Genomic DNA, 23,548 nt, shown 5'->3' with positions numbered 1-23,548 from the left:
TCGTTTCCGTCAGTTCTGTGCTGTGCCCGAGCCGGTCTGCGTCTCAAGCCACACGCGCGCCTGATCGACCAGAGAGACATAGCTGTTCAGCACCGGGTCAGCCTGTGGAACCGCTTCGGAAATCTTTTGGGCATTGCCGTAGATCAGAAACAGGATCACACCGATAATCACAACCAGCAGAAATCCGCGCCGAAAGCCACCGGATTTACGCGGCAGAGGCTGATCCTCTTCCACTTCTGATATGGGTTCGTCGCTGCGCAGGCTGGAATTGATCGCCTCGACATCCGGCAACGCATCATTCTGACCTGAATCCTTGGCTGTTTCCGTGGCGATCACGTCCTTGGCAGCCTTTTCCACTTCGGGCGGCGCATCCAGGGCCAGATCTGTCTGCGTCTCAAGGCTACCGCCCTCTTGCGCGCGCAGGTCAGCCTCTCGTTCGGCTTCCTCTTTGAGGATATTGGCGACAGCGGGGTCGACATTCCCGGTCGAGGTTGCCTCGGCGGGCTCGGGCGCTGGTTTGGGGGCGTCAGCAGGCTCTTCTTCTGGCTCCGGTTTCGCAGCCTTTTCCGCGGGTTCAACAACTTGAGCAGGCGGTTCCGTTTTTACCGGTTCAGCCTCAGTTTCGGGATGTTTGGCCTGGAACCAGGTCTTTTCGCAGTTGGAACACTGCACATCGCGGCCTTCCTCGGGAATGACCTCGTCTGGCACTTCGTACTGAGCGCCACAATTCGGACAAGTAAGACGCATGCTGCCTCCCGGTCGGGGTGTCGACCTGATAATAGTTTTTTCAGGGATGATATTCCGTTAAGACCTGACCGCAAAGGGTGTTTTCGGTTTCACACGACAAGTGTCACCAATTCGACCCGGTGCAGGCATTGAAACCACGACCGCGCTCGGGCAAGAAGAGCGGCAACAAGAACGGGGGCCCCTGTGATCGAGCTGGAAAACGTCAGCTACACCTATGGCGATGGTGAGTTGCTGAGCGATGTGTCGCTTCAGTTGCAGCCCGGATCGTTCCACTTTCTGACCGGTCCGTCAGGAGCGGGAAAGACCACCCTGCTCAAGCTGTGCTACGGTGCGTTGTTGCCTACATCGGGGCGGCTGAATGCCTTTGAACAGGACATTGCGCGCCTTGACCGCGATCAGATGGCATTGCTGCGACGCCGGATCGGAGTCGTGCATCAGGATTGCCGCTTTCTGGACCACATGACCTTGGCCGAAAACGTTTCTCTGCCGCTGATGGTTTCGGGTAAAGGTGAAAATGCCCAGAAAGAGGACCTGCTGGAGTTGCTGAACTGGGTCGGGCTGGGCACACGGCTTGATGCGCTCCCACCCGAACTGTCTGGCGGTGAACGTCAGCGCGCGGCGCTGGCGCGTGCGGTGATCTTGTCACCGGACGTTGTATTAGCGGATGAACCGACCGGCAATGTGGATTGGGAGATGTCTCAGCGCCTTCTGCGACTTCTGGTTGAACTGAACAAGATGGGCAAGACCGTGTTGATCGCGACCCATGACCTCAGCTTGATCCGAGCCACGAAGAGTCAGGTTCAGGCCCGTGTCTTGCGTATTTCGCAGCGCCAGATTCAACTGGCGGGGGCGGATCTATGAGCAAGGGTACAATCCGCAACATGCTGACTCGGGACAAGCGCGCCGACAGGGTTGTGCCACCTTCGGGGTATACGGCGCAGCTGACCCTGTTCGTTTCGGGCGCAATGGCGTTTCTGGCCGTTTTTGCACTTGCGTTGTCTTTGGCCTCGGGTCGCCTTGCGGATCGTTGGGCATCGGAACTGGCCGGGGCCGCCACCCTGCGCATCAATGCGCCGGCGGAACAGCTTGCTGCCCAGACCGAGGCCGCGCTGACCGTATTGGCCCAAACGCCCGGCGTCGCGTCGGCTCGCGCCCTGAGCGCGGAGGAACAGGTCGCCCTGTTGTCCCCATGGTTTGGCCCGGACCTGCCTTTGGACACGCTGCCGGTTCCGCAACTGATTGAAATCGTGGAAGGCGCACCTGGTCTGGATGCTACAGGTCTGCGCCTGCGACTGGGGGCAGAGGTGCCGGGGGCCGTGCTGGACGACCATTCGCGCTGGCGCGAACCGCTGGTGGATGCGGCGACTTCACTGCGGCGGCTGGGCTGGGTGTCCATTCTGCTGATCGGTGGCGCAACGGCGGCCATGATCACGCTTGCCGCCAATGCATCCCTTGCCGCCAATGCGCAGATTATCGAGGTGCTGCGCCTTGTCGGTGCTCGCGACCGCTTTATCGCCAGTGCATTCGTGCGTCGCTTCACCTACCGCGCGTTCTTTGGCGCTCTGGTTGGCGTGCTGTTTGGTATGACCGGCGTTTTGCTGTTGCCCGAAGCCTCGGAAGAGGGCGGCTTTCTGACTGGGTTGGGATTTCAGGGGGGTGGCTGGCTGTTGCCCGCGCTGATACCCCTGCTGGGGGCTGCGGTGGCGTTTTTGGCCACATGGACGGCCGCTGCGCGTAAATTAAAGGAGCTTTCCTGATGGCTACAGCGATCCAATGGGCCCGCTCATTGATCTTCATGATCGTGATTTATGCGTGGATGCTGATACTGGGTATCGTGTTTGCTCCTTATGCGTTGTTCAACAAACGCGGGGCTTTGCAGGCCTGCAAGACATACGCACGCACCACGATCTGGATGGCCGGTTGGATGGTGGGCATCCGATGCGAAGTGCGTGGAACCGCACCCGTGGATGAGGTTGTGATCGGAGCCAAGCATCAGTCCTTCCTCGATATCATCATGATCTTCGACGCCATTCCACACGGTAAATTCATCATGAAGAGAGAATTGCTGTGGACCCCGATCATTGGCCTTTACGCGCGCCGCCTAGGGTGCATCCCGGTCGATCGCGGCAAAAAGGGTGCGGCGGTGGCCAAAATGGTCAAGGACGTGGCCAAAGAGTTTTCGGAACCCGGCCAGCTGGTGATCTATCCGCAGGGCACGCGCGTCGCACCCGGCGTGAAGAAGCCATACAAGGTCGGGACTGCGGTTTTGTATGAGGGGCTGGGTTTTCCCTGCGTTCCCGTTGCCACAAATGCCGGGGTGTTCTGGCCCCGGACGGGGGTGATGCGTAAACCTGGTCTGGCGATCGTCGATTTTCTTGATCCGATCGAACCGGGGGTCGCGCGGAACGCCTTCCTTGGGCGTCTCGAAGACGTCATCGAGACGCGGTCCAATGCATTGATGCGTGAAGTGGGGTTTGAACCGGATGGAATTCGTTAAGGACATTGAAACGCTCGAAGCGCTTTATGGTACGCCCGGCGCACCAGCGTTGCGCAAAGTGGCGCGGCAACTGACGCCGCTTTACCGCAATTGGATCATGGCCTCGCGCCTGTGCGTCCTCAGCACGGTCGGTCCAGAAGGCGTCGATGGCAGCCCACGTGGCGACGACGGCCCGGTTGTACTGGAGATTGATCCGCACACACTGGCAATGCCGGACTGGCGCGGCAATAATCGTCTGGACAGCCTGCGTAACATCGTGCGCGACCCGCGTGTATCTTTGATGTTCATGGTTCCTGGATCAAACAATGTGGTCCGGCTGAACGGAACGGCTCGAGTGACCACCGATGACCCGTTACGGGAACGGTTTGAAAAACAGGGCAAACGACCCGCCACCGTCATCGTCATAGAAATCACCGAGATTTACACGCAGTGCGCCCGCGCCCTGATGCGCGCGCGGACGTGGCGCAGTGGCGACGAAACGGCCCATCTGCCCACCGTGGGTGAGATACTGGCCGAGGCGTCTGATGGTGAGGAAGGTGGCGCGCGCTATGATCGCGAATGGGGCGCGCGCGCCGAGAAAACAATGTGGTGAACACCGAGATCAGGCCGCCGCAGCGCCAATCCTCGCCACCTTTGAAACCCAGCGTTCTACACTGCCGGGCTTTGGATAGCTGGCGCCTGCGAAATAGGTGAAACGCGTTGGTTTGAAGCCGACAAACCCCAGAATCTGATCGCGAACCTGCCGGATCAGTGCTTGCCTGTAGATCAGGCGCATGAACCAACCGGGCGTATCCGATGTCAGGATGACCCGGGCCGTGCGCCCGGTCAGCATTGGTGCCGGAAAGCCGATCTTGGTCGTGTTCTGTGTGTCGAAGGTACGTCCGGGGATGAAGGTCCGATCGATCAGACCCTTCAGTTTGGCGGGCAGGCCACCCCACCACATCGGTGCTGTGAGAACCAGGTGTTCGCTCCATTCAAGGTCTTGCAGCACGTGCTCCAACATGGGTTCCAGCGGTTTGAAATCTTCGTAATTACCCTGACCAAAGTCATGATCGAACTGCAATTCGCTCAGATGGATCATACGCACATCATGGCCTTTTTGTCGGGCAGCATCAGCATAGGTTTCGGCAAACGTACGGGACAGGCTGGTTTCGCCGGGGTGTCCGTCGAGGATCAGTATTTTCTTAGATTGCATCGGGAATCTCCTGAAAGTGACCATGGTCAGTTTGTAGGTTAAAAAAATGACCATGGTCAATATTAAATTTGACCACGGTCAAAAAACATGCGAACAGGGTGTATGCAAAAGACAATTCAAAAACGAACTCTCAAAACCCGCGCACGCTTGATCGAGGCGGCAGAGGACGTTATTCGCAAGAATGGCTATCAGGCACTTCGGGTTGAAGAAGTGGTTCAGGCCGCAGGTGTCGCCAAAGGTACCTTCTTTGCGCACTTCCGCGACAAAGACGCTTTGATGGAGCGGTTGATCGGAGAAAAGCTGGTCGCTTGCTTTGACCAGGTCGAACAGGGGCCAGTTCCGTATACCGCACCAGAAATCGCAACAACGCTGGAACCGATCCATGCCTTTATGACGTCGGAGCGGTACGTGTTTGACCTGATCATTCGCTATTCAGGCGCCGCGGCAATCGTCGAAGTCGGTCCGATCGCGCAATGCTTCGAACGTTACGTGCGCATGGTTGCCGGTTGGTTGGAAACCGCAAAAGTCCGCAAAGACATTTCCACCGACCTGCTGGCTGAGGGCGTTCAGGCTTTCGCCATTCAATCGATGTCTTTGAAGTTTTGCGCTCTGCACGAATCCCAGAGCTTTAAGGACAGATTGGAAATCTATCTTGATGCGTGGTTGACCCCGGCCACCTGAAGGTCGCCGGGGTTGCCAAATCAGCTGTGGATTGGTCCGTCGCCGCAGGCCAGAGCCGCCTCGCGTACGGCCTCGGAATAGGTCGGGTGGGCATGACAGGTCAGGGCCAGATCTTCGGCCGAGGCGCCAAATTCCATTGCCACACAGACCTCATGGATCAGGTCACCCGCTGCCGGGCCGATGATGTGACAACCCAGAATGCGGTCGGTCTCTTTGTCGGCCAGGATTTTCACAAACCCGTCCGTCATCAAGTTAGCCTTAGCGCGCCCGTTGCCCATGAACATGAACTTGCCGACCTTGTAGGCCCGGCCCTGTTCTTTCAGCGTCTCTTCGGTTTCGCCCACATTGGCGACCTCGGGCCAAGTGTAGATGACACCCGGGATGACGCCATAGTTCACATGGCCATGCTTGCCCGCCACTTGCTCGGCTGCGGCCATGCCTTCATCTTCGGCTTTGTGGGCGAGCATCGGGCCGTCAATCACGTCACCGATGGCATAAATACCCGGTACGTTGGTTTGCCAGTCAGCGCCCACCTTGATCTGGCCGCGTGGTGACAACTCGACGCCAAGCGCCTCCAGTCCCAGGCCATCCGAATACGGTTTGCGGCCGGTTGCGACCAGCACGGTATCGGCATCGATCACATGTTCGCTGTCATCCTTGCGCAGCTTGTACGTTACCTTTGCCTTGGTCTTGGTCGCCTCGGTCTTTTGAACCGCTGCGCCCATGATGAATTTCAGGCCTTGTTTCTTGAGAATGCGCTGGAAGGTCTTCTGCACCTCGGGGTCCATGCCCGGAGTGATTGCGTCGAGGAATTCGATCACTGTGACCTCGGCTCCCAGTCGCTGATAGACCGAGCCCAATTCCAGCCCAATTACGCCCGCGCCGATCACAACCATCTTTTTTGGAATCTTGCCCAGCGACAGGGCGCCGGTCGAGGTTACGACGACCTTTTCGTCTACTACAACACCGGGCAGAGAGGACGGCTCGGACCCGGATGCGATGATGATGTTCTTGGCGGTGTGCAGTTCATCGCCCACCTTGACTTGACCAGCGGCAGGGATCGATCCCCAGCCTTTGAGCCAGTCGATCTTGTTCTTTTTAAACAGGAATTCGATGCCCTTGGTGTTGCCGTCGATGGTTTCCTGCTTGTAGGCCTGCATTTGCTTCCAATCGACAGAGGGGCTTTTACCCTTCAGTCCCATCTTGGCGAAGTTATGCTCGGCCTCATGCAGTTGGTGCGAGGCATGTAACAGCGCCTTTGACGGGATACATCCTACGTTCAGGCAGGTGCCGCCCAGCGTTTCGCGTCCTTCGACACAGGCGGTCTTCAGGCCCAGCTGAGCGCAACGGATGGCGCAGACATAGCCGCCGGGGCCTGATCCGATTACGATAACGTCATAGTTTGCCATATGTCAGGTCCTTATCGTTTGCGGGGATGGCGACAGTTTTCGTTTGCGCCGGGGCCGTTCCCCATTTGTTAATCTATGCTGGTGACGGAATCAAAGTACCGCAGCCAACAGCATTGCAGTGGTGGCCGCCAGTCCGACGATCCAGATTACGGTGCGCCACGGCGTCCAGCCGAATGCGTAGGCAGGGACATAGAGAAGTCGGGCAATCAGGTAGACCCAGCTGCAGGTGGCCGTAAAGTTATTCGACTGGTTGGAAACCGTCAGAACAAGTGCCGCAATTCCGAAAAGAACCAAGCCTTCGGTGTGATTGCCGAGCGCGCGGTGCAAGCGTCCGGAAACCCCCGGCTTGTCAAAAGGTTTATCGCGGGGACCGATGGCATGGCCAAGGTCGATCTTCCCATGCCCGGCAGTCAGATAGGCCACAAACTGCGCGACCCAAAGCAAAGCGGCAAGGGACAAGACGGTCAATTCCGTGGTCATCCGAAAGTTTCCTTTGAGTTCGCCAAAGGCATCAGGTTACCAGTTTGTTCTGTGCCCCTGGACGGGGCACAAAATCTAAAACTAAACAGGCTCTAACACTTTGACCTGAATGTGAGCGACGCCGCCGCGTTCGTGGTGCATGGCCAGCTCTTCAGATTCCATAAAGTCCTGAGCCCGGTCCAGATCCGTCACCTCAAACATGGCAACCGCATGATCCTTCTGATCGGGGTCCTTCCAGATGTGGAGGTCGCGGATGCCCGCGGCCTCTCTCATCGGTTGGTCTTCCCGAAACACTTTCAGCCAGACATCGAAATCGGCCACATCGGCCTGCCAGAGTACATGTGTCGCCATGATTACAGATCCATCAACAGGCGGCGCGGATCTTCCAGCGCCTCTTTCACGCGAACAAGGAACGTCACGGCGCCTTTGCCGTCAACGATCCGGTGGTCATAGGACAGCGCCAGATACATCATCGGGCGAATTTTGATCTCGCCATTGATGACCATCGGACGGTCCTGAATCTTGTGCATGCCCAGAATACCCGACTGTGGGGGGTTCAGGATCGGCGACGACATCAGCGAGCCGTAAACACCACCGTTCGAGATGGTGAAGGTGCCGCCCTGCATTTCCGCCATGGAAAGTTTGCCGTCGCGGGCGCGCTTGCCCTTTTCGGCGATGGCCTTCTCGATGGCAGCAAACGACATGCTGTCAGCGTCGCGGATGACCGGAACCACCAGACCCTGCGGCGTACCGGCAGCGACGCCCATATGCACAAAGTTCTTGTAGACGATGTCGGTACCGTCAATCTCGGCGTTGACCTCGGGAACCTCTTTCAGCGCGTGGCAGCAAGCCTTGGTGAAGAAGGACATGAAACCCAGACGCACGCCGTGTTTTTTCTCGAACTGCTCTTTGTACTGATTGCGCAGAGCCATCACCTCGGTCATGTCCACCTCGTTGAAGGTGGTCAGGATCGCCGCGGTGTTCTGGGCGTCTTTCAGACGTTTTGCAATGGTCTGACGCAGACGGGTCATGCGCACGCGCTCTTCCCGGCCGGCATCCTGCGCCGCAACCGGTGCCCGTGGCGCTTGCACCGGGGCTGGGGCAGCCGCGGCAGGCGCAGGGGCTGCAGCCGAAGCAGCCGCGCGGGCGACATCCTCTTTCATGATCCGGCCATCGCGACCGGTGCCGGTGACCTGATCGGCGGATAGGCCGGCCTCGGCCATGGCCTTTTCGGCCGATGGTGCATTGGCAATGTCCTTGCCGCCGACGCTTGCACCAGCAACCGGAGCCGCCGCGGCGGCCACCGGAGCAGCAACGCCGCCCGCTACCGCGCCAGAGATGACCGCCAGCTTGGCCGTCGCATCCACTGTGGCCCCTTCGGGTGCCACAATCTCAGCCAGAACGCCCGCAGCCGGAGAGGGAACTTCGACCGAAACCTTGTCGGTTTCCAGTTCACACAGCATCTCGTCCTGCGCGACACTGTCGCCGACTTGCTTGAACCACGTCGAAACGGTGGCCTCGGTCACGGATTCGCCCAGCGTGGGCACCATGACGTCGACACTGCCACCGGCCCCGGCGGGTGCTGCCGCAGCCGCCGGGGCCGGGGAAGCTGCCGGAGCGGGCGCGGCGCCTTCGCCAGCGGCAATAGTCGCCAGCAGTGCATCAACGCCAACAGTTTCACCTTCGGCGGCGACGATCTCGCCCATCACGCCAGCGGTGGGCGAGGGGACTTCGACGGTGACCTTGTCGGTCTCCAACTCACAGAGCATTTCGTCCACGGCAACAGCGTCGCCGGGTTTCTTGAACCATGTCGCAACCGTGGCTTCGGTTACCGATTCGCCAAGCGTGGGAACTCGAACTTCAATGGACATCGATTATTTTCCTTCAATGCTCAGCGCTTCGTCGACCAGCGCTTCTTGTTGGGCTTTGTGTTGGCTGGCCAGACCCGTTGCGGGCGAGGCCGAAGTGGCGCGGCCGACGTAGCGTGGCCGTGTATGCTTGGCTCCGATACGGGTCAGAACCCATTCGATGTTCGGCTCGATAAAGGTCCAGGCACCCTGGTTCTTGGGTTCTTCCTGACACCAGATCACCTCGGCACCCTTGAAACGCTCAAGCTCATTGATCAGCGAATGTGCCGGGAAGGGATAGAATTGCTCGATCCGCATCAGGTAGACATCGTCGATACCACGCGCATCACGTTCTTCCAGAAGATCGTAATAGACCTTGCCGGAACACATCACCACGCGCTTGATCTCGTCGTCCTTGACCAGCGTGGTGTCCGAGTTGCCCTTTTGCGCATCATCCCACAGCACCCGGTGGAAGCTGGAGCCGGTGGTGAAATCGTCGGCCGTGCTGACCGCCAACTTGTGACGCAGCAGCGATTTCGGAGTCACCAGGATAAGTGGTTTGCGGAATGTGCGATGCAACTGACGGCGCAGGATGTGAAAGTAGTTCGCAGGCGTCGTACAGTTCGCCACGATCCAGTTGTCCTGACCGCACATCTGCAGGAACCGTTCCAGACGGGCCGAGCTGTGCTCGGGGCCTTGCCCTTCGAACCCGTGCGGCAGCAGGGTGACCAGACCGGACATGCGCAGCCACTTGCTTTCGCCCGAGCTGATGAACTGGTCGAACATGATCTGCGCGCCGTTGGCAAAATCACCGAACTGCGCTTCCCACAGGGTCAGAGCGTTCGGTTCCGCCAGCGAGAAGCCATATTCGAAGCCAAGAACCGCATATTCGGACAGCATCGAGTCGATCACTTCGTATTTCGACTGACCTTCACGAATGTTGTTCAGCGGATAGTATCGTTCTTCGGTTTCCTGATGCACGAAACCCGAATGACGCTGACTGAACGTCCCGCGCGTCGCGTCCTGGCCGGACAAACGCACCGGATAACCTTCGGTCAGCAGCGAGCCAAAGGCCAAGGCTTCACCTGTGGCCCAGTCGAAGCCTTTGCCGCTGTCAAACATTTGTTTCTTGTGGTCCAGCAGTCGCGCGACCGTCTTGTGAACGGCGATATCTGCCGGTGCATGGGTCAGGGCATTCCCGACCTCGGCCAGCGTTTCGGGCGCGATGGCGGTGTCACCGCGGACGTACTCTTCCTTGTTCTTGTCGAGATGCGACCAGCGCCCATCCAGCCAGTCGGCCTTGTTGGGCTTGTAGTCTTTGCCGGCCTCGAACTCATCATTCAGATGGGCCTGGAAGGCGGCTTTCATGTCCTCGATCTCACCCTCGGGGATAAGGCCGTCCTTGACCAGACGCTCGGTATAGAGGCTGAGCGTGGTCTTATGGGTTTTGATCTTCTTGTACATGATCGGGTTGGTGAACATAGGCTCATCGCCCTCGTTGTGACCAAACCGGCGATAGCAGAAGATGTCTATGACCACGTCCTTGTGGAACTTTTGGCGGAACTCTGTCGCGACCTTGGCGGCGTGAACAACCGCCTCGGGGTCGTCGCCGTTGACGTGGAAGATCGGCGCCTCAACCATCAGCGCGATATCCGTCGGATAGGGGCTGGAACGGCTGAAATGCGGTGCGGTGGTAAAGCCGATCTGGTTGTTCACAACGATATGCATCGTGCCGCCGGTCTTGTGGCCCTTGAGGCCAGACAGGCCAAATCCTTCGGCCACAACACCCTGACCGGCAAAGGCCGCATCCCCGTGCAGAAGGATGCCCATGACCTTGGTGCGGTCTTCGTCGCCCAACTGATCCTGTTTGGCGCGAACCTTGCCCAGAACAACCGGGTTCACCGCCTCAAGGTGGCTGGGGTTCGCAGTCAGTGACAAGTGTACGGCGTTGCCATCAAACTCACGGTCACTGGACGCGCCGAGGTGATACTTCACGTCGCCCGAACCATCCACATCTTCGGGTTTGAAACTGCCGCCCTGAAACTCGTTGAAGATCGCGCGGTAAGGTTTGCGCATCACGTTGGCCAGGATGTTCAGGCGGCCACGGTGGGGCATACCGATGACGATATCGCTGACACCCAGCGCACCGCCGCGCTTGATGATCTGCTCCATCGCAGGGATCAGCGCTTCGCCCCCGTCCAGACCAAACCGCTTGGTGCCCATGTATTTCACATGCAGGAACTTCTCAAAGCCCTCGGCCTCGACCATCTTGTTCAGGATCGCCTTACGGCCTTCCTTGGTGAACTGGATTTCCTTGCCGTAGCCCTCGATCCGCTCTTTCAGCCAAGCGGCCTGTTCCGGATCTGAGATATGCATGTATTGCAGCGCAAAGGTGCCGCAGTAGGTCCGCTTCACGATCTCGACGATCTGGCGCATGCTGGCCATCTGCAAGCCCAGCACGTTGTCGATGAAAATCGGCCGATCCATGTCGGCCTCGGTAAAGCCGTAGGTTTTAGGGTCCAGCTCAGGATGTGTGCTGGCTGCGCGCATACCCAGCGGATCCAGATTGGCGGCCAGATGGCCCCGGATACGATAAGCCCGGATCAGCATCAGTGCCCGCAGGCTGTCCAGCACCGCGCGTTTAATTTGATCTTCGCTGACCGTGACGCCTTTGTCCGCCGCCTTGTCCTTGATTTTCTTGCCTGCCGCCTTGGCGTCGATTTCGGCCCATTCGCCCGTCAATGCGCCCGTCAGGTCATCCGCTGGCATCGGAGGCCAGTCGGTGCGCGCCCAGGATGGCCCTTCAGCCTCGCGTTGAACGTCCGGTGTGGCATCGCCCATGGTCCGGAAAAACTCGACCCAGGCAGCATCCACCGCATTTGGGTCTTTAGTGTACTGGGCATAGAGCTGCTCCAGGTATTCCGCATTGTGCCCCTGCATAAAGCTTGAGGCATGGAAGGCAGAGTTGGGCGTGTGTTCGGTCATTGGGCTACCTCATGTGGGTTGGGACCGTATTGGTTGGTGCCTGGTTGGCTGGGGCGGGTTAGCCACCACAGAACCAGGAGGGGCGACACAATCAAAACAAGCAGTGTCGGAAGGACGACCAGCAAAGTGGCGCGGGTGAACAAAATGTCCAGATTGCCGCCATGCTGGAAACTGGAGGCAAGGCCGATGCCAAAGATCAGCACCGCAAAGGCCCCGAGGATCAGCAGGATCGGCAACAGAGCGTAAAGCCCGCTGCGCCCGGTATCATGCATCCGCCGCCACGCGACGGCCAGATGTGGGATGAACACGATCAGGCCGACGATGCTTTGTACTGGCGCAGAGGACGTCGCAGTTACGGCTTTGACCTCGTCAGTTTGGCTGACCGAGACCTGAGTGAAGAACTGCCAGTCGATGATCCCGGCAATAAAGCTCCAGATTACGATGAACAGGAAAAAGAACCAGTATTCGGGTCGTGAGGCACGACCCGAGAAGGTGAAGAATTTAGAGAAACAGGTGCGGATGGCGTCGGAGAAGGTCATGTTCATTCGCTGACCTCCGGTACGACTATTTGCTCAGACGTTCGCCTGATTTGGGTCCAGTAGACAGGCGCGTTATCGCCAAATGCCTCAAAGGCACCGGGCAATAGTTCCACGTAGAGCAACCCATCGGTGCGTCTTGGTTCTCCTTTTCTAAACCTGAGATTGTATGCTCTAGAAGCGGGCGTCACTTTCGTTCCATATGCTTCTTTTGCAACTGCCGCCGAGATCAACTCCGATGTGATCTGGCTATTTTTCATCAAGTGATAGCACAAATCAAAGTAGAAACGATTTGCTTCTGTTCCTTTGATGTCAGTGGTGCCTGCGATAACGATCCCATCACTGATTGGGTCCATCAGAATCTCTGGGCGGCTCTGGTATGCCTCAAAGTACAGCTCTTTAATGTTGCCAGTGTACGAGTTGAGTACCGCGAGACGTTTCTCTGCCCCATCCAAGCCATTTTCCCAAAAGTAAGTGTTAAGAACGCCTATCCATTGTTCGGACAACATAGCCGATCTTTGCGTCGCATCATCTGCGTCGATCCAGCCGTTTTGACGCAGCCGGGAAACAACTTCCCGGCTGTCCACTTCAAGTTCACTGCAGATTGACTCAGGCCAGTTTAATTCATCTGCGACCAGAACGTTTGCCGATAAGCAAAACGCCGAAGCAATCAAACAACCGTGGAGTCTGCGAGCGAGCATGTTAGCCAATCGCTTCCAGCACAGCCTCACCCAGCTGCGCCGGGCTTTCGGCCACGACGATACCGGCCGAGCGCATGGCTTCGATCTTGTCCTCGGCACCGCCCTTGCCGCCAGCGACGATGGCGCCCGCGTGGCCCATGCGGCGGCCCGGAGGGGCCGTGCGGCCTGCGATGAAACCGGCGGTCGGCTTCTTGCGGCCCTTCTTGGCCTCATCCGCCAGGAACTGCGCGGCCTCTTCCTCGGCCGAGCCACCGATCTCACCGATCATGATGATCGACTCGGTCTCGTCATCCGCCAGGAACCATTCCAGCACGTCGATATGCTCGGTGCCTTTGATCGGGTCGCCGCCGATGCCCACACAGGTCGACTGGCCCAGACCCACATCGGTGGTCTGCTTTACGGCCTCATAGGTCAGGGTGCCCGAGCGCGACACAACACCGACCGAGCCACGCTTGTGGATGTGGCCGGGCATGATGCCGATCTTGCAGGCGTCGGGCGTGATGACACCGGGGCAGTTCGGGCCGATCAGGCGCGAGCTTGAGCCTTCCAGCGCGCGTTTCACCTTCATCATGTCCAGAACCGGGATACCCTCGGTGATGCAGACAATCACTTCCATCTCTGCATCAATCGCTTCGAGGATCGAATCAGCCGCAAAGGGCGGCGGCACGTAGATCACGCTGGCGTTGGCTTCGGTCACGTGTTTGGCTTCGTGGACCGAGTTGAATACGGGCAGGTCGAGATGGGTCATCCCGCCTTTGCCGGGCGTCACGCCGCCAACCATTTTGGTGCCATAGGCAATGGCCTGTTCAGAGTGGAATGTGCCCTGCGAGCCGGTAAAGCCCTGACAGATCACTTTGGTATTTTCGTCGATGAGGACTGCCATTTTAGGAGTCTCCTTGATTAGATAAATTCGTCGTTTTGGCCGCCGGTCGATAGGCCGAATGCGCGTTGAAGACAGCACGATAGAGCTGATCGAAATTGGCCTTCAGAAGGGTCGCCCGGAACTTTAGCTGACTTCGACCCGTCCAGAAGTTCCGTCGCACCGAAGCTTCTGGTGACAGGTTGAGGACAACGTAGCTGTTCAATCCAATAGTCTTGGACGAAACGGAAACTATGTCTCTCCATGGAACCTCGGCTGGGGAACTTGGAAAGAAAGTGATTCCCGTATCCGAGATACAGCAGAGATTCTTTGGAAACCTAATCAGATTGATGATTTCCTTGATTCCAAACCAGCCAAAGAACAATGCACAAGACCAACCAGAAACATACGCTCTTGTCGGGTTGTTATATGTATCGGAGGTTTGAACCATCCAAGTACCGCCGACAAAGGCCAAGATGCATATACCTAGAACGAGCACAGTTCTACCCTTTGAACGCTCGATCACTAAGGCTTGCTGATTGGTCGCGCTATTAGACAAAGCTCAACCCTTAACCGCCTTCACGATCTTCTCGGCACCATCTTTCAGGTTGTCCGCCGCGATCACGTCCAGGCCAGAGGTGTTGATGATCTCTTTGCCTTTCTCAACGTTCGTCCCCTCCAGACGCACAACCAGCGGAACCTGCAGGCCGACCTCTTTCACTGCGGCGACAACGCCTTCGGCGATGACGTCACAGCGCATGATGCCGCCGAAGATGTTGACCAGAATGCCTTTGACCTGCGGGTCCGAGGTGATGATCTTGAACGCCTCGGTCACTTTCTCTTTGGTGGCACCACCGCCCACATCGAGGAAGTTGGCAGGCTCGGCACCGTAGAGCTTGATGATGTCCATCGTCGCCATCGCCAGACCCGCACCGTTGACCATGCAGCCGATCTCACCATCCAGTGCGATGTAGTTCAGGTCGTATTTCGACGCTTCCAGTTCCTTGGGATCTTCCTCGGTCGTGTCGCGCAACTCGGCGATATCGGGGTGGCGGTAGACCGCGTTGCCGTCAAAGCCGACCTTGGCGTCCAGCACCTTGAGGTCGCCGCTGTCCGAGACGATCAGCGGGTTGATCTCCAGCATCTCCATGTCCTTCTCGACGAAGGCTGCGTAAAGCTGGCTCATCAGTTTGACGCATTGTTTGACTTGCGCGCCTTCCAGGCCCAGCGAGAAGGCGATGCGGCGTCCATGATAGGGCTGATAGCCGGTTGCCGGATCGACCGAGAAGGACAGGATTTTCTCGGGCGTGGCTGCGGCCACTTCTTCGATGTCCATGCCGCCTTCGGTCGAGCACACAAACGAGATGCGGCTGGTCTGGCGATCCACCAGCAGGGCCAGATACAATTCACGCTCGATGCCGGAACCGGCTTCGATGTAGATGCGGTTGACTTGCTTGCCCGCGGGGCCTGTCTGATGCGTGACCAGCGTGCGGCCCAGCATCTTCTTGGCTTCTTCGGCCGCTTCTTCGACCGACTTGGTCAGACGGACACCGCCCTTTTCACCGGCGTCGGCCTCTTTGAACGAACCTTTGCCGCGGCCACCCGCGTGGATTTGTGCTTTGACAACCCAAAGCGGGCCATCCAGTTCACCGGCTGCGGTTTTGGCTTCCTCGGCGCGCAGAACCGCGCGACCTTCGGAGACCGGAGCGCCATAGCTGCGAAGAAGCGCTTTGGCCTGATATTCGTGAATGTTCATCGAAACTGTCCTGTCTGACTACGATTAAACCGTTATAGGGGTTTCTAGGGGGCAAGTTTAAAGGCTTTTTTGACAGGGATGCGGTATTTCACGAAGATTTTCATAATTTGTGATCACAGGTTTTTCGCGTGTGATCACAAAATGCGGAAAGGGACCATCCTTTGATTCGTCAGGGTCAACGCCCTTTAGAATAAAGACAGATTTCAGCTAGCGCTAAACCAAAACCTAACTTCGCCACAGGCGCACGATCCCCTTTTTGGCTGACAATATCAGTTTGCGCATCTTGCCGAGCACGCCTTTGTCTACCAATGGGCGCACCTTTTTCGACGTTCCCGGGGTCAATTGGGCATCTGCCTCGATCAATGCGTGAAGGTGACGTTCAAGGTCGGGTCCAACCAGCCCGGCAACCGACCGCGCGCTGTCGAGCCGTTTGTTGTGACGGCTGTGAAACTTGTAGTGGTGCAGCAGGCGCGGGGCGCTGTGCAGAAAGCCGAACATCTCGGCCTGCCGGTAATCGAGGAAATTGTATTCGGGAGGCAGGACGGCCAATCGCAGGTCGCTGTCGAAGAGTTTCTCTCGGATCAGCGCCTGATCGGATTTCAGATCTTCCGCGATGATCGTCTCCTGCACCTCGCGCAGAAAAGCCAGCACCTCGTCTGACGCGCGAATACCGACAAGCCCTCCGTTCAGATGTGGAAAGGCATTGGGCAGAGCGGTTTTCCAAACGCGTTGAGCATGCGGTGAATTGCGCAGAGGATCATGCACCATGGCGATGTCGAAACGATCTAGAACGGTGAAGATGTCGGACATATCGGCCAGGCATCGGACATCGGCGTCCATATAGACTGTTTTGTCGAACCGTGACCTTACAAGGCTTTCGAACTTTGGGCGGAACCAACTTTTGTCCAGCATGTGGATCTGATCGAATATTTCGGTTCCGGGTGCGCCTTCGATATCGGTGAACAGGTCGACCGGAACATCGGGCATCGCTGCCTTCAGAGAAACAGCAGCTTCAACGGCGGTCTCGATATAGTCCTCTCCGCTAGCGGCGATGACAAAACCCTGAGATGGCATAGCAAATTCCCAAAAGAAAACCCGGCCCACCAACAGGTCAGCCGGGTTCTGTTTAACGGCTATAGCCGGATCAGGCCAGAGAGCTGTCGATGCCCTTACATGCCTCGATCAGACCCTTAACGGCATTGACCGAGTTGTCGAAGCCGGCTTGTTCGTCTTCGTTCAGTTTAATGTCGACGATCCGTTCAACACCACCGGCGCCGATCACGGTCGGGACTCCGACGTAGAGGCCGTCTACGCCCAGCTCGCCGCTGCAGTAGGCGGCGCAAGGCAGAACGCGTTTTTGGTCTTTCAGGTAGGCTTCGGCCATTTCGATCGCCGAAGTGGCAGGCGCGTAATAGGCCGAGCCGGTTTTCAGTAGGCCAACGATCTCAGCGCCGCCGTCACGGGTGCGCTGCACGATGGCGTCCAGCTTGTCCTGCGTGGTCCAGCCCATTTCGACCAGATCGGGCAGCGGGATACCTGCAACGGTCGAGTAACGGACCGAAGGAACCATGGTGTCGCCGTGGCCGCCCAGAACGAATGCGGTGACATCACGCATCGAAACGTTGAACTCTTCCGACAGGAAATGCGCGAAACGAGCCGAGTCCAGAACCCCTGCCATGCCGCAGACCTTGTTGTGGGGCAGACCCGAGAATTCACGCAGAGCCCACACCATCGCGTCCAACGGGTTGGTGATGCAGATCACGAACGCGTTGGGTGCGTGGGCTGCAATGCCTTCACCAACCGACTTCATGACTTTCAGGTTGATGCCCAGCAGGTCATCGCGGCTCATGCCCGGTTTGCGGGCGACTCCTGCGGTCACGATGCAGACGTCCGCGCCCGCGATATCGGCATAGTCGCTGGTGCCGGACATTGCGGCGTCGAACCCTTCCGAGGGGCCGGATTCAGCGATGTCGAGCGCCTTGCCCTGCGGCAGTCCGTCTGCGATGTCGAACAGGACAACGTCACCCAGTTCTTTGACAGCTGCGAGGTGCGCAAGCGTGCCGCCGATGTTCCCCGCGCCGATCAGCGCAATCTTGGGTCTGGCCATTTGGAAAATCTCCGGTCGGAATTGAAATCGCGGTTGTGCTAGTCGCTAAATGTCTTTCGCGCAAGTGTTCAGCGGCGCGGCATGCAACCGCATACAGTTTGCACTTCCCGATCTGATTGCGCTAAACGGCCAGTGACACAAGCCTAAACCGGGACGCCGCATGTTCGAATTGAACCTGATGTTTTTTGCTGTGGCGATCCCGGCGGTGATCTTTGCAGGCATCTCAAAGGGCGGGTTTGGCTCGGGCGTGGCCTTTGCGTCCTCCTCGATTCTGGCGTTGATTTTGGATCCGGGGCAGGCGCTTGCCCTGATGCTGCCGATCCTGATGGTGATCGATGTGGCAACACTGGGACCCTACTGGAAACGCTGGAGCTGGCCGGATTCGCGTCTGCTGATCCTTGGGGCCGTGCCGGGCGTTGCGTTGGGGGCATTGCTCTTTCGTGCAACGAATGATGATCTTTTGCGTCTGCTGATAGGAGGAATCTCAGTCGGGTTTGTGGTTTGGCACGTAAGCCAGTCCAAAGGCTGGATACGTGGCTTTGCAAACAGATTGCCTGCCCCTGCCGGGCTCTTAGCCGGTTTGGTTGCTGGATTCACCAGCTTTGTCAGTCATGCGGGCGGTCCGCCGGCCGCCGTTTACCTGCTGTCACAGCGCTTGTCGAAAACCGAGTTTCAAGCCACGACTGTTTTGGTTTTTTGGGTCATCAATACCGCGAAGTTTGTGCCTTACGCCTTTTTGGGCATGTTCACATGGCATACCGCGTGGGCTGATTTACTGCTGACCCCGTTCGCCATCTTTGGTGCCTTGTTGGGCGTCAGGGCGCATTTTATGCTATCCGAACGCCTGTTTTTCGGCCTCGCTTATGTGCTCTTGACGCTTACGGGCAGCAAACTGATCTGGGACGCACTGACCTGATCAAACGTTTGGTGGCAGGGTTTCAGCCACATTCTCATAGGCCTGTCCCGATGCCACAAGGCATGTCATCCCGTCAGGCAACGTCACTGTGACTGTCCAACTGCCACTTTGATCCGAGGCATAAACCTCCATCACCGCCCCCTGACGCGCGATGCCCATTCCCTGGCGAGTTTCGCCGTAGGTTTCGATCAGCCGTTTAATCACCTCGTCACGCGGCGCACAGTTGCGGGCGTGGACCTGTTGCGCGGCCAGAACCATTATTCCAAGGCCCATCGTCAACTTGAACAGCGTCTTTTGCATCTTCGACCTCATTCGATTCCAACTGGCAATCAAGCTGACGACTACAAGCCGAAATTCGGTTAAGCGAACGCACGTTGCGTCGCGCATGCTGCGATGCGGCGATTTTGCGCTTGAACTTTCCGACAAAAAATGCCCCATTCCGCGCAACTTTATTTCCCTGGGAGAAACCAATGGATCCGCGCCAGCGCCCTTATCGCTCTGTTCTATATATCCCCGGCTCAAAGGATCGGGCGCTGGACAAGGCCCGCACCTTGCCGGTGGACGCGATCATCTTTGACCTCGAAGACGCTGTGGCTGCGGATGAAAAGGAAAACGCACGCGCAACGCTCAAAGCGGCTCTGGCCGCAGGCGGTTACGGCGAGCGGGTCAAGATTGTCCGCATCAACGGGCTGGACACAGAATGGGGCCGCGCCGATGCCGAAGCTGTGCGTGATATGGACGCTGACGTTGTCCTGTTGCCCAAGGTGAATTCTGCCGCGGATGTCGACGCTCTGGCTGCGATCACCGGAGATATCCCGATCTGGGCGATGATGGAGACCCCACGTGGCATGCTGAACGCAGCTGAGATCGCCGCCCATCCGCTGATGGCGGGCTTCGTCATGGGCACCAATGATTTGGCGAAGGAACTGCAATCCCGCTTCCGCCCGGATCGGTTGCCGCTGATGACGTCGTTGGGCCTGTGCCTGCTGGCTGCAAAAGCCGAGGGGCTGATTATCGTCGACGGTGTCTATAACGCGTTCAAGGACGATGAAGGTCTGGCCGCCGAATGTGCGCAAGGCCGCGACATGGGATTTGACGGCAAGACACTGATCCACCCCGCTCAGGTCGACGTCACCAACGCGGCATATGCGCCGTCGGAGACCGAGATCGATCTGGCGCGTCGCCAGATCGCGGCTTTTGAAGAGGTTGAGGCGCAAGGTCAGGGCGTGGCAGTGGTCGATGGTAAGATCGTAGAAAACCTGCACGTTGTAACTGCCCGTGAAATTCTGGCAAAAGCGGAGGCGATTACAGCTTTGCAAGCGGGGTAAGCCAGCATGGGCTTCGTTCTTCTGATTTTTGGTGTGGCGCTATGGTGGGCCGCACATCTGTTCAAACGTGTGATGCCGGCGCAGCGCGCGGCGATGGGCGATGCGGGCAAAGGCGCGGTCGCGCTGGCGTTGGTGGTGTCGATCCTGTTGATGATCTTCGGTTATCGCATGACCGACTTCATCTACGTTTGGGCACCGCCAACCTTCATGATTCACATCAACAATCTGCTGGTGTTGATTGCGATTTATATGATGAGCCCCGCCGGAACCAAAGGACGCTTGCTGAACAAAGTCCGTCATCCAATGCTCGGTGGGTTCAAACTGTGGGCTTTCGCGCATTTGCTGGTGAATGGAGATCTGGCTTCGATCATCCTGTTTGGCGGTTTGCTGGCCTGGGCCGTGGTCGAAGTGATCGTGATCAACAAATCCGAGCCTGACTGGACCCCCGCAGAACCCGGAACCTATGGCAAGGACGCGATGTTCTTTGTGGCCTCAATCGTGCTGCTGGGCATCATCGGATACATTCACGGGCTGGTTGGTCCGTCACCTTTCCCCTCGTAAGGATTTGACACCATGGCGAAACTCTACCGTCTGTTGACCGAGGAAGACACATCCGCCTTCTGCCACAAAGTGTCAGATGCGCTGGCAAAAGGGTGGGAGCTGTATGGCGACCCATCCTACGCCTATGACGAAAACAGCCGCATGATGCGTTGCGCACAGGCCGTGACCAAAGAGGTCGAGGCCGACTATTCACCTGACATGAAACTGGGACAGCAATAATGGCAAAAACCAATCCGGGCCGCTTTTTCGAGGACTACTCCGTTGGTCAGGTTCTGCACCATGCCGTGCCGCGGACAGTGACCGATGGCGAGCGGGCGCTCTATCATGCGCTCTATCCAGCGAGACATGCGCTTTATTCCTCGGACGAGTTCGCCCGGAATTGTGGTCTGCCTCAAAGCCCGATGGATGATCTGGCGGCGTTTCATGTCGTGTTTGGCAAGACCGTACCAGACGTCTCGCTGAATGCTGTGGCCAATCTGGGCTATGCTGAGGGGCGCTGGCTGAAGCCAGTTTATCCCGGCGACACGCTGCGCTCAGAATCCGAGGTGATCGGGGTCAAGCAGAACTCGAACGGTAAGACCGGCGTAGTCTGGGTCCGCACCCGTGGGCTGAACCAGCGTGACGAGGTTGTGATCGAATACGTGCGCTGGGTCATGGTGCGCAAGGAAAACTCCAATGCACCGGCGCCAGAGACAGTTGTGCCAGAGCTGAAAAAGGCGCTCGATCCGCAGGATCTAGTGGTGCCGCAGGGCCTCGATTTCTCGAAATACGATTTTAGCCAGGCTGGTGAGGCGCATCGCTGGGGTGACTATGAGGTTGGTGAAACCATCGATCACGTCGATGGCGTAACCGTTGAAGAGGCCGAGCATATGCTGGCCACGCGCCTGTGGCAGAACACCGCCAAGGTGCATTTCGACCTGACCTTCCGCCCCGAAGGGCGGCTGATCTATGGCGGACACGTGATCTCGATGGCGCGGACCCTGTCGTTCAACGGTCTGGCAAACGCGCAAATGATCGTCGGCCTGAACGGCGGCGCACACGCCAACCCCTGCTTTGCGGGCGACACGATCAAGGCTTGGTCCGAGGTTCTGGACAAAGCTGAAACCTCTGTGCCGGGCGTTGGTGCGGTACGTCTGCGGCTGGTCGCCACCAAGGGCGGAGAGCCGTTTGAACTAAAAGACGAAGACGGTCGGTACCTGCCCAACGTTTTGCTCGATTTGGATTATTGGGCGCTGATGCCGGTCTGACATTCATTTGATCGCAGCCTGCTGCAATCGTGCTAGGCTGCGATCATGGTCCTGTTTCGTTCAATCGCTGCCTGCCTTTGCCTGACCCCGCCTGCCTTGGCCTGCGACTTGGCATTGGCTCTGGCCGTAGATGTTTCTGGCTCGGTCGATTCGACTGAGTACAGAATCCAAATGGACGGTCTGGCAGCAGGATTGCGTGATCCGATCGTGTCTGAGGCGCTTGTGCGTGGGCAGGCTCACGTGATGCTTGTGCAGTGGACCGGGTCTTCTCGCCAGAAGGTAACAGTTCCCTGGACACGTATCGACAGCTTCGAAACGATTGATCTGTTTGCGGATAGGGTGGCCCGCGACCCAAGGGTCTGGCGCAACTTCTCGACTGCGATTGGAGAGGCGTTGGAGATGACAATGTCCAGTTTTGATGAGGTCTCACACTGCACACGGCACCTGATCGACATATCGGGCGATGGCGTGTCCAACGAAGGGGTCGAGCCATCGGAAGTGCATAGAATTCTGCGGACGCGAGGGGTGACTGTAAACGCAATCGCGATCGAGGAAAGCGAACCGGACCTGACTGCTTATTTCTTTGAAAACGTCATCGTCGGCGAGGGGGCCTTTGTCGTCTCAGCCTCGGGTTTTGCCGACTATCCCGAACGTATTCGCAAGAAATTGCTGAGGGAAGTGACCCAACAAACCGCTGAATTAAAGTAGACGCATTGCAGATTCGGAACTGCAGGCGCTAACATCAAGTCAATCGGGAAGTTTTTGTGATCACGAGTTTATTTTGTGTGATCACATTCAGTAAATAACCGACATTTTGCGTGAATTATCGGCTTTTTTGCAACTGCAGCACGTGACAGAACGGCAAAAAACGGTAAAACCTTCGGAAGCCAACCGTAAAGGAGCCAACATGGCCGATGTAAATCGGGGCAATCGCCCTCTTTCACCACACCTTACGATCTATCGTCCACAGTTGACCTCGGTGACTTCGATCCTTGTACGTATCACCGGCATTGCGTCGCTTGTGATCGCATTTTTTGTCGTTTGGTGGTTCCTGGCAGCCGCAACATCCGAGGCGTCGTTCGATTTCATCGACGGTCTGATGAGAAGCTGGCTGGGTGATCTGGTGATGTTCGCTGCGACTTGGGCGATTTTCTATCACATGCTGGGCCGCCTGCGTCACGTGATCTGGGATCTGGGGTATTGCGTTGATGTCCGGATTTCCGAGAAGATGGGGATTGGCATGCTGGTACTGGCCACCATCCTCGCATTCATCACGGCAATTGCGGTTTAAGGAGGCTGGCAATGAACTATCTCACTGACCGCAAACGCGCGCAGGGAACCGGTGCCGGCGGAGAAGGCACACATCATCACTGGCAGATGATGGTCAGCTCGGCGGCCCTTGTCATTCTCGTACCGCTGTTTGTTTTCGTCTTCGCAAACGGGTTGGGCAGATCCTATGAAGAGGTTCTGGCCTACTACAGCCGTCCCTTCCCGGCGATTGTGACTGGCCTGACAATGGTCGTCGTCATTATCCATCTGGTCCGCGAGACTCAGGTCGCGATTGAGGACTATGTCCACGGTGTTGCAGAGAAGCTGAGCCTCATGGCCGTCGCGGCTTTTGGCTACACTCTGATTGCTGCGGGGCTGTTTGCCCTGATCAAGCTGGCTCTGTGAACGCGCGGTAAGGATCAAGATA

28 protein-coding genes are annotated in these 23,548 nt (G+C 57.7%); 13 read left to right on the top strand and 15 right to left on the bottom strand.

Going from position 1 to position 23,548, the window contains the following annotated elements:
- Positions 1-9 precede the first annotated feature (9 nt).
- Positions 10-747 carry a zinc-ribbon domain-containing protein gene (locus tag MHN28_RS11070; protein ID WP_239339014.1) on the bottom strand — a complete coding sequence of 246 codons (738 nt, stop codon included), beginning with the start codon at positions 745-747 and terminating at the stop codon, positions 10-12.
- A gap of 183 nt (positions 748-930) precedes the next feature.
- On the opposite strand from MHN28_RS11070, the gene MHN28_RS11065 reads away from it, so the two are divergent.
- The 4 genes from MHN28_RS11065 to MHN28_RS11050 are packed head-to-tail and all read left to right on the top strand — an operon-like array spanning position 931 to position 3,836.
- Positions 931-1,608: an ATP-binding cassette domain-containing protein gene (locus MHN28_RS11065; protein ID WP_239339012.1), complete on the top strand. Its 678-nt coding sequence runs from the start codon at positions 931-933 to the stop codon at positions 1,606-1,608.
- On the top strand, positions 1,605-2,504 hold the full coding sequence (locus MHN28_RS11060) for an ABC transporter permease (protein WP_239339010.1): 900 nt from the start codon (positions 1,605-1,607) through the stop codon (positions 2,502-2,504). Before MHN28_RS11065 ends, MHN28_RS11060 begins: the two co-directional genes overlap by 4 nt.
- The gene (locus tag MHN28_RS11055; protein ID WP_239339008.1) at positions 2,504-3,244 is read left to right on the top strand and encodes a 1-acyl-sn-glycerol-3-phosphate acyltransferase; all 741 of its coding nucleotides are present in this window, start codon (positions 2,504-2,506) and stop codon (positions 3,242-3,244) included. Before MHN28_RS11060 ends, MHN28_RS11055 begins: the two co-directional genes overlap by 1 nt.
- On the top strand, positions 3,231-3,836 hold the full coding sequence (locus MHN28_RS11050) for a pyridoxamine 5'-phosphate oxidase family protein (RefSeq protein WP_239339006.1): 606 nt from the start codon (positions 3,231-3,233) through the stop codon (positions 3,834-3,836). The genes MHN28_RS11055 and MHN28_RS11050 overlap by 14 nt, the downstream gene beginning before the upstream one ends.
- 9 nt (positions 3,837-3,845) lie before the next feature.
- Here the strand turns inward: MHN28_RS11050 and MHN28_RS11045 are convergent, their stop codons facing one another.
- Complete coding sequence (locus tag MHN28_RS11045) at positions 3,846-4,439, bottom strand: NAD(P)H-dependent oxidoreductase (protein WP_239339004.1); 594 nt, start codon at positions 4,437-4,439, stop codon at positions 3,846-3,848.
- Positions 4,440-4,541: 102 nt separating this feature from the next.
- Between MHN28_RS11045 and MHN28_RS11040 the strand changes: the two genes are divergently transcribed.
- Complete coding sequence (locus MHN28_RS11040; protein WP_239339002.1) at positions 4,542-5,120, top strand: TetR/AcrR family transcriptional regulator; 579 nt, start codon at positions 4,542-4,544, stop codon at positions 5,118-5,120.
- Between the two features lie 20 nt (positions 5,121-5,140).
- On the opposite strand, the gene lpdA is transcribed toward MHN28_RS11040, so the two are convergent.
- The 12 genes from lpdA to mdh all read right to left on the bottom strand — a co-directional run bounded on the left by lpdA (position 5,141) and on the right by mdh (position 17,800).
- Positions 5,141-6,529, bottom strand: a complete 1,389-nt coding sequence (gene lpdA, locus MHN28_RS11035) for a dihydrolipoyl dehydrogenase (protein ID WP_239339000.1) — start codon at positions 6,527-6,529, stop codon at positions 5,141-5,143.
- 90 nt (positions 6,530-6,619) lie between these two features.
- Positions 6,620-7,009, bottom strand: a complete 390-nt coding sequence (locus MHN28_RS11030) for an MAPEG family protein (RefSeq protein WP_239338998.1) — start codon at positions 7,007-7,009, stop codon at positions 6,620-6,622.
- A gap of 81 nt (positions 7,010-7,090) precedes the next feature.
- Complete coding sequence (locus MHN28_RS11025) at positions 7,091-7,360, bottom strand: hypothetical protein (protein WP_239338996.1); 270 nt, start codon at positions 7,358-7,360, stop codon at positions 7,091-7,093.
- A gap of 2 nt (positions 7,361-7,362) precedes the next feature.
- On the bottom strand, positions 7,363-8,880 hold the full coding sequence (gene odhB / locus MHN28_RS11020) for a 2-oxoglutarate dehydrogenase complex dihydrolipoyllysine-residue succinyltransferase (protein ID WP_239338994.1): 1,518 nt from the start codon (positions 8,878-8,880) through the stop codon (positions 7,363-7,365).
- A gap of 3 nt (positions 8,881-8,883) precedes the next feature.
- Positions 8,884-11,841 carry a 2-oxoglutarate dehydrogenase E1 component gene (locus MHN28_RS11015; protein WP_239338992.1) on the bottom strand — a complete coding sequence of 986 codons (2,958 nt, stop codon included), beginning with the start codon at positions 11,839-11,841 and terminating at the stop codon, positions 8,884-8,886.
- Entirely contained in the window at positions 11,838-12,380 is a 543-nt protein-coding gene (locus MHN28_RS11010) for a DUF805 domain-containing protein (protein WP_370645700.1), read from the bottom strand. The genes MHN28_RS11015 and MHN28_RS11010 overlap by 4 nt, the downstream gene beginning before the upstream one ends.
- A 2-nt stretch (positions 12,381-12,382) precedes the next feature.
- The gene (locus tag MHN28_RS11005) at positions 12,383-13,078 is read right to left on the bottom strand and encodes a hypothetical protein (protein ID WP_239338988.1); all 696 of its coding nucleotides are present in this window, start codon (positions 13,076-13,078) and stop codon (positions 12,383-12,385) included.
- A 1-nt stretch (position 13,079) separates the two neighbouring features.
- Positions 13,080-13,961 carry a succinate--CoA ligase subunit alpha gene (sucD, locus tag MHN28_RS11000; protein WP_170350627.1) on the bottom strand — a complete coding sequence of 294 codons (882 nt, stop codon included), beginning with the start codon at positions 13,959-13,961 and terminating at the stop codon, positions 13,080-13,082.
- Position 13,962: 1 nt separating this feature from the next.
- Positions 13,963-14,463 carry an STM3941 family protein gene (locus MHN28_RS24990; protein ID WP_370645698.1) on the bottom strand — a complete coding sequence of 167 codons (501 nt, stop codon included), beginning with the start codon at positions 14,461-14,463 and terminating at the stop codon, positions 13,963-13,965.
- A gap of 36 nt (positions 14,464-14,499) precedes the next feature.
- Positions 14,500-15,693 carry an ADP-forming succinate--CoA ligase subunit beta gene (sucC, locus tag MHN28_RS10995; protein WP_239338986.1) on the bottom strand — a complete coding sequence of 398 codons (1,194 nt, stop codon included), beginning with the start codon at positions 15,691-15,693 and terminating at the stop codon, positions 14,500-14,502.
- Between the two features lie 225 nt (positions 15,694-15,918).
- Complete coding sequence (locus MHN28_RS10990; protein ID WP_239338984.1) at positions 15,919-16,767, bottom strand: putative nucleotide-diphospho-sugar transferase; 849 nt, start codon at positions 16,765-16,767, stop codon at positions 15,919-15,921.
- A gap of 70 nt (positions 16,768-16,837) precedes the next feature.
- Entirely contained in the window at positions 16,838-17,800 is a 963-nt protein-coding gene (mdh, locus tag MHN28_RS10985) for a malate dehydrogenase (RefSeq protein WP_239338982.1), read from the bottom strand.
- A gap of 160 nt (positions 17,801-17,960) precedes the next feature.
- Here mdh and MHN28_RS10980 point away from each other — a divergent pair, with 160 nt between their 5' ends.
- On the top strand, positions 17,961-18,716 hold the full coding sequence (locus MHN28_RS10980; RefSeq protein WP_239338980.1) for a sulfite exporter TauE/SafE family protein: 756 nt from the start codon (positions 17,961-17,963) through the stop codon (positions 18,714-18,716).
- Here the strand turns inward: MHN28_RS10980 and MHN28_RS10975 are convergent, their stop codons facing one another.
- Positions 18,717-19,016: a hypothetical protein gene (locus MHN28_RS10975; protein WP_239338978.1), complete on the bottom strand. Its 300-nt coding sequence runs from the start codon at positions 19,014-19,016 to the stop codon at positions 18,717-18,719.
- 170 nt (positions 19,017-19,186) lie between these two features.
- Between MHN28_RS10975 and MHN28_RS10970 the strand changes: the two genes are divergently transcribed.
- From MHN28_RS10970 to sdhD, 7 genes are all read left to right on the top strand, one after another.
- Complete coding sequence (locus tag MHN28_RS10970; RefSeq protein WP_239338976.1) at positions 19,187-20,044, top strand: CoA ester lyase; 858 nt, start codon at positions 19,187-19,189, stop codon at positions 20,042-20,044.
- 6 nt (positions 20,045-20,050) lie between these two features.
- Complete coding sequence (locus tag MHN28_RS10965; RefSeq protein ID WP_239338974.1) at positions 20,051-20,605, top strand: NnrU family protein; 555 nt, start codon at positions 20,051-20,053, stop codon at positions 20,603-20,605.
- 12 nt (positions 20,606-20,617) lie between these two features.
- Positions 20,618-20,824 (top strand): DUF1737 domain-containing protein, encoded by a 207-nt coding sequence (locus tag MHN28_RS10960; protein ID WP_170332370.1) that lies wholly within the window; start codon positions 20,618-20,620, stop codon positions 20,822-20,824.
- Positions 20,824-21,852 (top strand): MaoC family dehydratase, encoded by a 1,029-nt coding sequence (locus MHN28_RS10955; protein ID WP_239338972.1) that lies wholly within the window; start codon positions 20,824-20,826, stop codon positions 21,850-21,852. Before MHN28_RS10960 ends, MHN28_RS10955 begins: the two co-directional genes overlap by 1 nt.
- Before the next feature lie 45 nt (positions 21,853-21,897).
- Positions 21,898-22,560 carry a DUF1194 domain-containing protein gene (locus MHN28_RS10950; RefSeq protein ID WP_239338969.1) on the top strand — a complete coding sequence of 221 codons (663 nt, stop codon included), beginning with the start codon at positions 21,898-21,900 and terminating at the stop codon, positions 22,558-22,560.
- 199 nt (positions 22,561-22,759) lie between these two features.
- Positions 22,760-23,143 carry a succinate dehydrogenase, cytochrome b556 subunit gene (sdhC, locus tag MHN28_RS10945; protein ID WP_239338967.1) on the top strand — a complete coding sequence of 128 codons (384 nt, stop codon included), beginning with the start codon at positions 22,760-22,762 and terminating at the stop codon, positions 23,141-23,143.
- Between the two features lie 11 nt (positions 23,144-23,154).
- On the top strand, positions 23,155-23,526 hold the full coding sequence (gene sdhD, locus MHN28_RS10940) for a succinate dehydrogenase, hydrophobic membrane anchor protein (protein WP_239338965.1): 372 nt from the start codon (positions 23,155-23,157) through the stop codon (positions 23,524-23,526).
- Positions 23,527-23,548 lie beyond the last annotated feature (22 nt).

The sequence above is a fragment of the Ruegeria sp. Ofav3-42 genome, assembly GCF_022347725.1.
GTDB lineage: Bacteria > Pseudomonadota > Alphaproteobacteria > Rhodobacterales > Rhodobacteraceae > Ruegeria.
Note: the sequence above shows the minus strand (reverse complement) of the source record. Positions and strands in the feature narration are given on the sequence as shown.